The following is a 12,087-nucleotide window of genomic DNA, read 5'->3' on the forward strand; positions in this document are numbered from 1 at the left end:
CCGCCGTGCCCGCGGCCCCCGCGCCGCCTCCGGCCCTGGACGCCAACGGGCAGGTGCGCCCCATCTACCTCACGCCGCCGCAGACGCTGGCCGGCACGGGCCCGGTCATCGGCATCGACCTGGGCACCACCAACTCCTGCGTGGCGCTCCTGTCCAACGGCCGCCCCGTCGTGCTGCGCTCGCGCGAGGGCTACAACACCATCCCGTCCGTCATCTCGCTGAGCGCGCAGAACAAGCTGCTCGTCAGCCACCGCGCGAAGAACCAGCTGGTGCTGCGGCCCACGCACACCATCTACGGCGCCAAGCGCCTCGTCGGCCGTCCCTACGACAGCGCCGTGGTGAAGCAGGTGCGCGAGCGCTTCCACTACGAAATCACCCCGGACGCCGCGGGCCGCGCCGCCGTGCGCCTGGGCAATGACGTGCTGTCGCTGGAAGAGGTGCAGGGCATCATCCTGCGCGAGTGCAAGGAGATGGCCGAGACCCACCTCAACCAGAAGGTGGAGCGCGCCGTGGTGACGGTGCCGGCCTACTACTCCGAGCCCCAGCGTGAAGCGGTCCGCAAGGCGGGCGCGATGGCCGGCCTCAAGGTGGAGCGCATCCTCAACGAGCCCACGTCCGCGGCGCTCGCGTACGGCCTCAACCGCGAGCTCAACAAGAAGGTGCTCGTCTACGACCTGGGCGGCGGCACCTTCGACGCGACCATCCTGCGCATCGAGAAGAACGTCTTCGAGGTGCTGGGCACCGGCGGCGACATCTTCCTGGGCGGTATCGACTTCGACAACCTCATCGTCGACTTCCTCCTGGAGCGCTTCCAGGAGAAGGAGGGCATCGCCTTCAACGGAGACGGCATCGCCCTGTCGCGCGTGGGCGACGCCGCCGAGCGCGCGAAGATGGCGCTGTCCGAGCGCAGCACCTTCGAGGTCCACATCCCCATGTTGATGATGGACGACGCGGGCCGTCCCCGGGACCTGCGCGTGATGATGTCGCGCCAGGACCTGGAGAAGATCTGCGACCCGCTGCTCAACCGCACCATCGACGTGGTGCGCGACGTGCTGCTGGACGCCAAGCTGAAGGCCTCGGAGGTGGACGACATCATCCTGGTGGGCGGCATGAGCCGCATGCCGCTGGTGCGCGACAAGCTCAAGGGCCTCTTCAGCAAGAACGCGCAGGCGAGCGTCAACGCGGACGAGGCCGTGGCGCTGGGCGCGGCGCTGTACTCGGGCTCGGTGGACAAGGTGAGCAGCGTGGTGCTCATCGACGTGCTGCCCATGACCATTGGCGTGGCCATGCCCGGTGGCGGCTTCAAGCGCGTCATCGAGCGCAACAGCCCGCTGCCCACGCAGCGCTCGTTCGCCATCAGCACGTCGCAGGACAACGAGGAGCGGATGGAGCTGTCCGTCTTCCAGGGCGAGGACAACCACATCTCCGCCAACGAGTACCTGGGCACCGTGCGCATGGAAGGTCTGCCACGGGGCCCCAAGGGCTCCGTGCGCGTGGCGGTGACGCTGAAGCTCGACTCCGAATGCGTGCTGCACGTGGAGGCGCGGGAGTACTCGACGCGCAAGGAAGTGAAGGCGACGCTCGCCACGCGCTACTCGCCGGAGGAGCTCCAGAAGCAGCTCCAGGTGAGCAAGGAGGCGGTGAGCGCCGCCGAGGAGCGCCGGGGCGCGGACCTGAAGGATCGCGCGGGCCGTTTCTGGGGGTTCGTGAAGAAGGCGCTGGGACGCAAGTAGACTCAGCGCCCATGACGGCCTCCGCCCCCCGCTACATGGCGCGCTTCCGTTGCATCGCGGAGGCGTGCGAGGACACCTGCTGCGCGGGGCTGACGGTGCCCATCAGCGAGTCGCGCTGGAGCCTGCTGCGCCAGAAGGTCGCGGGCACGCCGGACGAAGCGCGCGTCGCGGCGCTGATTACCCCCAACCCGGACGGAGCCACGGGGCAGCAGGCGGGCATCCTGGGCAAGAGAGCGGACGGGCACTGCGCCTTCCTGGATGAAGCGAAGCTGTGCTCGCTCCAGCGCCGGTATGGCGAAGCGGTGCTGCCGGACGGCTGCTCCGTCTTCCCGCGAGTCCTCACGCGCTGGGGCGCGCAGGTGGAGATGGCGGGGTCGCTCGCATGTCCGGAGACGGCGCGCCTGTGCCTGCTGGCGGAGGACGCGCTGGTGCGCGAGCCCGTGCCCGAGGAACAGGCCCTGCGTCCCCAGGTCGCGCGGCAGGTGGCGGCGGGGGACGACGCATGGACCGCGCACGCGGACACCGTGCGCGAAGCGATGCTGCGGCTCCTGAATCGCCGCGAGGTCCCGTACGCCGCGAGGCTGTACGCGCTGGGCCGCATGGCGCTGGACCTGGGTGGCTTCTACTTCCCTGGGACGACCGCCGACGACACGGAGCGGCTTGCCGGCATCCTGCGCGAATACGAATCCGCGGACACGCTCGCGTCCCTGCATGCGCAGCTCGAAGCGCTGGAGCTGCCCGGTGGCCCGTGGGCGGGCATCTGCGCCGCCGTGCTCCGCTCACGCGAGGCCGCCGTGAGCAGCCCGCGCTTCCTCTCACTCATGAACGCCGTGCGCGCGTCCTACGGTGGCGCCGACACGCATCCGGACAGGGCCTGGGAACTCCATGCCGCGCGGCGCTCCGCGCTGGAGTCCCTGCACGGCGAGCGCGTGCACCAGTACTTCCTGCACCACGCGCTCAACCACGTCCTGCGCCACCCGTTCACGGAAGGCCCGAGCCTCCTGAACGCCGTGTTCCTGCTCGTGCTGCGCGCGTCCGTGGTGCGCTGGGTGCTGCTCGGGCATCCGGCCGTGGTGGCGCTGCTGGACGCCCCAGGCACGCCCGTGGCCACGCTGGACGCCGCCGCCGTGGAGGCGTTCCAGGTCGTCGCCAAGCACGTGGAGCAGGCGCCCACGTTCCTGGACTTCGCCAAGGGGCTGGCCGGCGAAGGTCCGGAGACCTTCGCGCGGCTGCTCATCCTGGTGAAGGGCCTGTAGCGCCCGGCTTCAGCCCTGCTGCTTCGGCTTCGCGCCCAGCTGCTGCATGGCCCGCTGGAATGACGGGTACTCGTGCGCGCCCTGGATGGCCAGCCGGTCCCCGAGGATGAAGGTCGGCACCGCGCGGATGCCCATCTCCTGGGCCTCGCGCACGGACTCCTCCACCACCTGACGGTAGCGGCCTTCCTCCACCGCGCGCTGGAGTTCGTCCGGATCCAACCCGGCCTCCACGCCCGCCGCCCGCAGCGTGTCCCACTGCCAGAGGTCCTGCCCCTCACTCCAGTAGCGCCGCAGGATGGCGGCCTGGAAGGGCTCCAGCCTGCCTTGCGCGCGCGCGTACTCCGCCGCCTCGTGCGCACGGCGCGTGGACGGGATGAGGTCCCGCTGCACCATCGTCAGCCCGGCCTTCGCGGCGCGGAGCTTCAACGGATTGTTCGGGTCCTTCATCCCCTGGCGCACGTACTCGGGCAGCGGCAGCCCTTCCGGAGGCGTCTCCGGGCGCAGGAAGTAGGGGTGCCACTCCACCTGGACGTCGTATTCCTTCTTCAGCTTCTCGACCTCACCGAGGCCGACGTAACACCAGGGTCAAACGAAGTCGGACCAGATGTGGACGACGATGGGTGCGCTCATGGGCTGAATCTCTAGCACCGTGCGTCAGTGCCTTCCAACTGTTCCACCGGGGCCCAAATCCATCGGTGGACAGTCCGCCCTCCCGAGGGCACGGTCCGGGTTCCCTCTCTTCCGGAAGGAACCTCTCCGTGCCCCTGTCGCTCCTCGCGGCCCTGGCGCTCGGCGCAAGCCCCGCGTCCGCGCCCCATCCGTTCAATCAACAGGACCTGGTCACGCTGCGCCGGCTCAGCAGCCCGCGCGTCTCGCCCGACGGCCGCCAGGTCGCCTACGTCCTGCGCTCCACCGACCTGGAGGCGAACCGGGGCCGCACCGACCTGTGGCTCGTCAACCTGGACGGAAGCGCGCCGCGCCAGCTCACCTCCCACCCGGACAGCGACAGCGACCCCGTCTGGGCCCCGGACGGCAAGAGCCTCTTCTTCCTGTCGTCGCGCGGCGGCTCCTCCCAGGTGTGGCGCCTGCCTTTGGACGGCGGTGAGCCGCTGCCCGTCACCAAGCTGCCGCTCGACGTGAACAGCTTCGCGGTGTCGCGTGACGGCCAGCGGCTCGCGGTGGCGCTGGACGCGCGCCCGGACTGCGCGGACCTCGCGTGCAACACCCAGCGCGCCGCGGAGGCCTCCAAGAAGAAGACCACCGGCCGCGCGTATGATCAGCTCTTCGCGCGCCACTGGGATACGTGGAAGGACGGCACGCGTTCGCACCTGTTCGTCGTCCCCGTGGCCGGCGGCACGGCCGTGGACGTGATGAAGGGCATGGACGCGGACGCGCCCAGCAAGCCCTTTGGCGGCGCGGAGGAGTTCACCTTCACGCCGGACGGCAAGGGCATCGTCTTCGCGGCGCGCGACGTGGGCCCCACCGAGTCGTGGTCCACCGACCTGGACCTGTTCCTCGCGCCCGTCGACGGCAAGACGAAGCCGCGCAAGCTCACGGAGAAGAACCGCGCCACGGACACCAGCCCCGTGTTCAGCCCGGACGGCAAGACGCTCGCGTACGTGGCCATGTCCCGCCCCGGCTACGAGGCCGACCGCTACCGCGTCATCCTGCGCACGTGGCCGGGCGGCCAGGAGCGCGTGCTGACCCAGGACTGGGATCGCTCCGCCGGCTCGCTCGCGTGGAGCAAGGACGGCGCCACGCTCTACACCACCGCCAACGACGTGGGGCAGAGCACCGTGTTCGCCCTGGACGTGGCCACCGGCAAGGCGCGCGCCCTCACCCAGGGCGGCAGCGCGGATGGCGCCCAGCCCGCGGCGGACGGCCAGGTCGTCTACGCGATGGATGACCTGGACTCGCCCTCGGACCTGTACGCGATGAAGGCGGACGGCACCGGCGCGCGTCAGCTCACCCAGGTGAACAAGGACGCGCTCGCGGGCATCAAGTTCGGCGCCTTCGAGCAGTTCAACTTCCCGGGCTGGAACAACGAGACGGTGCACGGCTACGTGGTGAAGCCCGTGGACTTCGACCCGAAGCGCCAGTACCCGCTGGCCTTCCTCATCCACGGCGGACCGCAGGGCAGCTTCGGCAACCACTTCCATTACCGGTGGAACCCGCAGGTGTACGCGGGCCGCGGCTACGTGGCGGTGATGATCGACTTCCACGGCTCCACCGGCTACGGCCAGGCCTTCACGGACTCCATCGCCGGGGACTGGGGCGGCAAGCCGCTGGAGGACCTGCAGAAGGGCCTCAACGCCGCGCTCCAGAAGTACCCCTTCATCCACAAGACGAAGCGGTGCGCGCTGGGCGGCAGCTACGGCGGGTACATGATCAACTGGATCGCCGGTAACTGGGCGGATGGCTTCCAGTGCCTCGTGAACCACGACGGCATCTTCGACGAGCGCGCCGCCTACTACGACACCGAGGAGCTGTGGTTCCCCGAGTGGGAGCACAAGGCGCTGCCCTGGGAGAAGCCGGAGGCGTACGAGAAGTTCAACCCGGTGAACCAGGTGGCGAAGTGGAAGACGCCCATGCTCGTCATCCACGGCGGCAAGGACTACCGCGTGGTGGACACGCAGGGCATCGCCACCTTCACCGCGCTCCAGCGCCGCGGCATCCCGTCACGGTTCCTGTACTTCCCGGACGAGAACCACTGGGTGCTCAAGCCCCAGAACAGCATCCAGTGGCACGACGAGGTGCTGGGCTGGCTGGACCGCTGGACGCGCAAGTAGCGCGCGTCCAGCCAAGGCCTTCCCTGGGGCGTGAGCCTACGCCTCAGGGAATGCCGAAGCAGTCGTCGATGCAGCTGGAGATGACCTCCGCGCAGGTGCGGTCCGCGATGCACTCCGAGCACTCCGCGGTGCGCGCGCGGCGGTTGTCCTGCTCGCTCTCCTTCTCATCCTCCCAGGCGCCAATCTTCTCGGCGCACTTGCCGGTGTCCAGGTCGGAGTCGAAGCACTCCTTGCGGCGGTCGCAGATGGCGTCGGCGTCGTTGGAGCAGCCGGTGAGGAGCAGCACGGAGACACAGGAGGCCAGGGCAATCAGTCGTGACATGACGCGGCACTATGCACGCGAAAACGCCCCCCGGGAATGTGCTTCCCGGGAGGCGTTGGGATGATTCACCACCGCTGCATTACTTCGTCTTCGTCGCACCGCCCATGGAGCCGGAGCCGCTCGGCGGGGTGGCGCCGTGGTTCATGGAGCCGTGGTCCATGGTGCCGTCCTGCATGCCGGCGCCGCCCACGCCCATGGCGTCGTCCAGCTTGCCCAGGGTCTGGTAGGCCATGTCGCGGTGCTTGGGCAGCTCCTGGGACAGCTGCGTCAGCATGGTGGTCATCTCCGCGGGCGCGGAGGTCATGCCCTGCTTGGCGGCCATCACCTTGCCAATGGCCTCGTCATGGGCGCCGACCTGATTGGCCATGTAACACGAGTCGAACGGCGCGCCCTTGAGCGACTGGAGCTTCTCCATCAGGGCCTTGTCCGCGGCCATGGCCTTCTTCTCCATGTCGTTGGAGGGCTTGGGCATGTCCGACAGGGTCATCTTCTGCGTCTTCGCCATGTCCATCAGCTGCTTGTCCGCGGCCGTGTGCGAATCAATCATCATCTTCGCATAGCTCTTCACGTCCGGGTTCTCGGAGGCCTTCTGCGCGAGCTCGGCCTGCTTGATCTCCGACTGGTTGATGTAGTGCAGGCGCTCCATGAAGGCCTTCGGATCCGAAGGCGCCATGAAGCCCTTGAACTCCACCATGCCCTTGGGCGTGGGGGTGGCCATCTTCGTGCCGGCCGGAGGGTTGGCGGACGTGGCGCTCTGGGCCATCGAGACGCCGCCGGTGAAGAGGACCGCGGCGAGGGTGACTCCGTGCAGGGTGCGCTTCATGGGTGCTGCTCCTTTTCAGGGCCTCGAAGTGAGGCGGGACAGGTCGGTTGGACCGGAGACCTCCGGATCCGCGCGGCGCACGTTGGAGCAGGGCGCCACAGCGGACCCAGAGGGCAGGAAGGAGGACGTGTGCCAATTCACGTTGCGCCCACGCACCGGTGCGCCAGTGGACAGCGCCACTGACCCCGGGACGGGGCGCGGACGTTCAGCACCGCACGACTGTCTGGGAACGCCATCCCGTCCTCCTCGTGCCCGAAAAGCTAGGCATCCCCGGAGGGCGGGAAGGGAACGGAGGCAACTCCCCGGCTGGCTGGCCGCCGGGGAGGGTGGCTACTTCGCGGGCTTGGGCGCCGGGGAAGATTTCGGCGCGGCCTTCGGCGCATCGGGCGTGCCGGCGGGGACGTTCTTCGTCTCCGACAGCTCGTCCTCGGCGCGCAGGAAGGCCTGGGCGGCGCGGTCCACGTCGTCGGGCTTGAGGCCCGTGAGGTTGGCGGCGGCCACGCGCGTGCGCGACGCGAGCGCCGTCTCCCCCAGCGCGCCGTGGATGCGCGTGAGGGCCACGTGGATTTCGGGGTCGAACGGGTCGGAGGCCAGCGCCTCCAGGTACGCCGTCTTCGCCTTCGGGTAGTCCTTGCGGAACAGCAGGATGCGGCCCAGGTGCACGTTGGTGGACGGCGAACCCGGGTGCATGCGCAGCGAGCCGCGCAGCACGGCCTCCGCCTCATCCAGCCGGCGCAGCTCCAGCAGCGCGAGCGCGAACTTGTTGGAGACGGACTCGTACTTGTCGCCCACCAGCTTGTGCGCCCGCGCGTACTCCTCCGCGGCGGCCTTCACGCGGTTTCTCTCGCGCAACAGCTCGCCCAGGTGCGCGAACTTGCGCGCGGGCACCTCCGTCACCTCGTTGAAGCCGCCGAAGGAGATTTCACGCCCCTTCTTCTCGCTGTCCTTCTTGTCGCCCTTGGCGTCCTCCTTGAGCACCACGCGGTCGTCGCGCGGCACCAGCTCCTGGGGGAAGGGCTGCTTCTTCACGTAGGACAGCCACGTCTTCTCGAAGAGGGGGAAGGCCATGCCCGTCGCCGCCTCCACCGCCTTCTTGTCCGGCTGGCCCGCCTTCAGCTCCTGCAACAGCGTGCGCAGGCCCGCGGTGCCGTGGGTGCCGTGGATGTAGTCGATGGCGTAGAACACCTCCGCGAACGCGGTGGCCGCGTCCTCCGCCGTGGGCAGCATGGCGATGGAGGGGTGCATCTTCTCGAAGGGGATGAGCTTGTCCTCCTTCACGCGCTTGCCCAGGAGGGCCTGCGTGGAGGGCGTCATGGCCAGGCCGCCCTTGCCGCGCCAGCGCGACTCCAGGAACTTGGCCAGGCCCTCGTGCAGCCAGATGGGCACGGTGTTGTGGGACAGCTGGCTGACCACCAGGTGCACGTACTCGTGCGCCAGCGTGTCCTGCCAGTCGTAGCCCTGCGCCACGGCCTTGGGGCTCGTCACCATCAGCTTGTTGAACTTGCAGATGGCGATGGTGCCGGTGGTGCGGATCTGCTTCTCCGTCAGGGTGCTGACGCGTGACAGCTCGCGCGCGTTGTTCACCACCTCCACGCGCACCTTGCCCGGCGGCGTCCAGCCCAGGTCCTCCGCCAGGGCGCGGTGGATGGACTCCAGCGTCTCCAGCGCGTAGGGCACCAGCACCTCTTCCTTGCCCTTCGGGTAGAAGAAGATGAAGTGCTCGCTCTCCGCGCGCAGGTGGTCCTTCGTGATGGCGCGCGTGTCCTTGGCGAGCCGCAGGTAGCTGCCCGGCTTGTCCTCGATGTTGGCGCCTTCCAGCAGCGTCACCGCGTCGTCGTACTGGCCCTCCTCGAAGGCCACGCGCCCCTGGAAGTACTTCAGGGGCTCCAGCTCGGACGGCACGCGCTTCTCGACCTCGGCCAGCTCGCGGCGCGCGCCTCCCACGTCCCAGTCATCCAGGGACTGCTCCACCTTGCCCAGCCGCTGCTTCACCTCTTCCTTGAGGGCCGCGTCCGGCGGCTGCGCGAGGGCAGGGGGGACGGCGAGGAGGAGGGCGCACAGGACGCCCAGGGCCGGGAAATGCGTGTGCGTGCGGCGGCTCACTTCACCAGCTCCTCGTAGTAGCGCTTCACCTGCTCGCGGTACTTCTCCGGCGCGCCCTGCTTCATGGCGTCCAGCAGGTCCTTGCGGAACTCGCGAGGCGCCTGGAACGCGTCCTCGTCCGGCAGCTCCACCTTGTCCTGCGGGTTGCGGCCGTTGCCCTCCTGGCGCCGGCCGGAGCCCATGGGCATGGGCAGCCCGCGGCCGCCCTTGCGGCCCTGCTGACTCTGCTGCATCTGCTGCTGGAAGCGCTTGAGGCCTTCCATGGCGGCCTGCTGCTCCCCGTAGCCGCGGCCCGGGTCCTTGCCCTGCATGCGCTGGGAGGCCTCGCCCATGCGCTGGCCAATCTCGTCCATCTGCTGGCCGGCCTCCTCCCCGAACAGCGGCGCCGTCTGCTCCATGTCCTCCATCTGCTGGCGCAGGCCCTGCGCGCGCTGCTCCAATTGCTGCTGGCGCTGGCCCAGCTGCTGGAGCTGCTGCTTCTCCTGCTGCGACAGCTGCGAGCCCGGCGGCGGGAAGAGGTTCTGCAGCTGCTGGCTCACGTCCGCCACGTCGCGCGCGTCCTTCTTGAGCTGCTCCGCGAGCTTCGCGGACTGCTGGCGCACCTCCGGCGGGTTGCCGAACATCTCATCCAGCTGGCGCTGCTGCTCGCCCATGCTGGACAGCTGGCGCGCGGCGTCCTCGGCTCTCGCGGCGGACTCCGCGGCCAGGTCGAAGTCGTCCACCTTGAGCGCGTTCTCCACGTTGCGCAGCTCGGACTGGGCCTCCTCCAGCGGGCGGGCCGCGCGGCTGTTGAGCCGGCCTGGATCGAGCTTCTGGTAGTGCTCCTGCACCTGCTGCAGCTTGCGGTTGAGCTCGTCCTTGAGGGCCTGGCCCTTCTCCTTCAGCCGCTCGCGGTTCTGACCGCGGGCCTGGTCGCGCAGGGCGCGCGTCTGCTCGGCGACCTTCTGCTGTTCGTCCATGGTGCCCTGCAGGTCGTCCATGAACTTGCCGAACTTCTCCGCCAGCTCCGGGTACTGCTCCGCGCCGAAGTCCTCCTGGGACTTGTCCATGGACTCGAGCATCTCGTCCATCTGCATGCCCAGCTCCTGGAGCTTCGCCAGCGCTTCGTCCGCCTTGCCCTCCTGCATCAGGCGCTCCACTTCATCCATGGCGCCCTGCATGTCCTCCTGCTGCATCATCTCCGACAGCGCCTCGGCGTTGAGGTGCTCGTCGCGGATGCCCTTGCGCAGCTCCGCCATGCGCTGCATCAGTTCCTGGATGCGCGACTTGAGCTGTTGGATCTGCTGCATCACCTGCTCGCGCGCGGCCTCGTCCGGGTTGGCCTTGAACTGCTCGATGAGGCGCGACAGGTCGCGGCGCTCGTTGGCCAGCTGCTTCGTCAGCTCCTGGAGCGCCTCCAGCTTCTGCCGGTCCAGCAGCGACTCCAGGTAGAGGATGTCGCGCTCCAGGCCCTCGATTTCGTCCTCCACCACGGCGGTGAGCCGGGTGCCGGTGCCCCAGTCCTCGCCGCGCGCGCGCTGGGTGCGCAGGTACAGGCGGCGGAAGTCGGAGGTGGTGCTCACGCTGCGCTTGAGCTCCCCGCCGATGTTCAGGAGCGCGGAGATGATCTCCTTGGGCACGTCCTTCTCGCGCGACAGCTCGGAGCCCTGGGCGCGGAAGTCGTCCGCGAGCTGCTGGCCGCTTCCGTCCACGGACTTCGCGCTCTCCACGGCGGCCGCGTCCTTCTGCTTCGCGCGGTCGGGGCCCTCCAGGCGGTCCGCCAGGTGGTCCACGAGGCGGCCCCACAGCGCCTCCGCCTTCTCCAGGGCGGCGCGGCGGTGCTCGGCGGCGCTGTAGACGCGCAGGGTCTGCGTGCGGCTGACGCCCTTCTTGGGGCCCTCCACCGCGTCGTTGTCCTTCGCCTCGATGTAGTAGGTGATGCGGTCGCCGGGGGCGGGCTTGAGCGGGCCCAGGTCCCAGTTGAAGGTGCCCCGGCTGCGGCGGCTGTCCTCGCGCGGCAGGTTCACGCGCGTCTCCTGCTTCGCGCCGGGCATGCGGTACACCAGCGCCAGGCCGGACAGGCCGTAGTCGTCGGTGGCCTCGTACTTGAGCGTCACCGTCTGGCCGGGGTCGACTTCAATCTCCGTGGACGGCGTGAGCAGCGTCACCTGGGGCGCCTTGTCCGCCTCCACGGTGAGCGGGATGTCCGGGCCCACCGCGAGCGGCTTCGCGCGCGAGGCATAGAAGACGAAGTGGTAGGTGCCGCCCTGCTTCGCGACGAAGCTGCCGGTGAGTTCGCGGCCGCCGGTGACGGTGAGGGGCAGCGTCTGGCCGTTGACGACGACCTCCGCGCGCTCGACGGGGCGGTCCGAGCGCGTCTTCAGCACCACCTCGGTGCCCGCGGGCGCGCTGACCTCGCCGTTGGTGCCGGGCACGGTGCGCGGCGCCAGGCCCGTGTAGGCCGGATAGCGGTAGGTGAGCTCGATGTCGCCGGTGATGGGCTCCGCCTGCGCGGCGGTCTCCGGGCGCGCGGCCTGCTCGCGCAGGTGCTTCCAGCCCGCGGCCCACCGGCCGCCCACGAAGAACATCAGCACCGCGAGCAGCAGCACCGCGCCACCGGACGCCAGGGCCACGCGGCGCAGCGGCTGGCGGTCCACCACGAGCCCGGGGTCCACCGTGCGGGCCCGCTCGTCCATCTGCTTGAGGAACGCGTCGGCCAGCTGGGGGGACCAGCCGGCCTCCTCCCGGCGCTCGCGCGAAAGCTCCACCGCCGCGAGCACGTCCAGGGACAGCTCCGGACGGCGCTGGCCCACGAGCCGGGCGGTGCGCGCGTCGTCGCCCACCTGACGGTGCGCGAGCACGACGCCGAAGCCATACGCCACCGCCGCGCCCACCGGCACGGCGAGCCACATCAGGACCTGCGCGAGCCCCGGCAGCGCCCGGCCCAGAAGGCCCGTGGCGAACAGGAGCACGAGGGCCGCGACGCCGCCCAGGAGCAGGCCCTGGGCCCAGAGCTGGCGGCGCTGGCGGGCGCGCACCTGGGCGAGCAGGTCCGCCACGCCCTTGGAGCGCGCTTCACGCC

Annotated in this window: 7 protein-coding genes and 1 pseudogene; 3 read left to right on the forward strand and 5 right to left on the reverse strand. The window is 69.8% G+C overall.

Translation table 11 applies throughout. From position 1 onward, the window contains the following. Both D7X55_RS25590 and fliB read left to right on the forward strand, forming a co-directional pair. Positions 1-1,733 (forward strand): Hsp70 family protein (locus tag D7X55_RS25590; RefSeq protein ID WP_147470206.1); only part of this gene is annotated, 1,733 nt, incomplete at its 5' end. 11 nt (positions 1,734-1,744) lie between these two features. Next, positions 1,745-2,989, forward strand: a complete 1,245-nt coding sequence (gene fliB, locus D7X55_RS25595; protein ID WP_121724457.1) for a flagellin lysine-N-methylase — start codon at positions 1,745-1,747, stop codon at positions 2,987-2,989. 9 nt (positions 2,990-2,998) lie between these two features. On the opposite strand, the pseudogene D7X55_RS25600 reads toward fliB, so the two are convergent. After that, positions 2,999-3,562, reverse strand: a pseudogene (locus D7X55_RS25600) (DsbA family protein); the annotation flags it as partial. A 185-nt stretch (positions 3,563-3,747) separates the two neighbouring features. Between D7X55_RS25600 and D7X55_RS25605 the strand changes: the two are divergent. Then, entirely contained in the window at positions 3,748-5,778 is a 2,031-nt protein-coding gene (locus tag D7X55_RS25605; RefSeq protein ID WP_120552157.1) for a S9 family peptidase, read from the forward strand. A 43-nt stretch (positions 5,779-5,821) separates the two neighbouring features. Here the strand turns inward: D7X55_RS25605 and D7X55_RS25610 are convergent, their stop codons facing one another. The 4 genes from D7X55_RS25610 to D7X55_RS25625 all read right to left on the reverse strand — a co-directional run bounded on the left by D7X55_RS25610 (position 5,822) and on the right by D7X55_RS25625 (position 12,064). Beyond that, positions 5,822-6,100, reverse strand: coding sequence for a hypothetical protein (locus tag D7X55_RS25610; RefSeq protein ID WP_120552158.1), 279 nt, complete (start codon positions 6,098-6,100; stop codon positions 5,822-5,824). A 79-nt stretch (positions 6,101-6,179) separates the two neighbouring features. Then, entirely contained in the window at positions 6,180-6,923 is a 744-nt protein-coding gene (locus tag D7X55_RS25615) for a DUF4142 domain-containing protein (protein ID WP_120552159.1), read from the reverse strand. Between the two features lie 330 nt (positions 6,924-7,253). Beyond that, entirely contained in the window at positions 7,254-9,026 is a 1,773-nt protein-coding gene (locus D7X55_RS25620) for a peptidase MA family metallohydrolase (protein ID WP_120552160.1), read from the reverse strand. Beyond that, the gene (locus D7X55_RS25625) at positions 9,023-12,064 is read right to left on the reverse strand and encodes a DUF4175 family protein (protein WP_120552161.1); all 3,042 of its coding nucleotides are present in this window, start codon (positions 12,062-12,064) and stop codon (positions 9,023-9,025) included. The genes D7X55_RS25620 and D7X55_RS25625 overlap by 4 nt, the downstream gene beginning before the upstream one ends. Between the last annotated feature and the right edge of the window lie 23 nt (positions 12,065-12,087).

This window comes from Corallococcus sp. AB049A, assembly GCF_003668885.1.
In the GTDB taxonomy this organism is placed as follows: domain Bacteria; phylum Myxococcota; class Myxococcia; order Myxococcales; family Myxococcaceae; genus Corallococcus; species Corallococcus interemptor.

Bases quoted from the DNA above. Each gene is read 5' to 3' on its own strand.
- D7X55_RS25610 (WP_120552158.1), bottom strand. From the start codon at position 6,100: ATGTCACGACTGATTGCCCTGGCCTCCTGTGTCTCCGTGCTGCTCCTC.
- D7X55_RS25615 (WP_120552159.1), bottom strand. From the start codon at position 6,923: ATGAAGCGCACCCTGCACGGAGTCACCCTCGCCGCGGTCCTCTTCACC.
- fliB (WP_121724457.1), top strand. From the start codon at position 1,745: ATGACGGCCTCCGCCCCCCGCTACATGGCGCGCTTCCGTTGCATCGCG.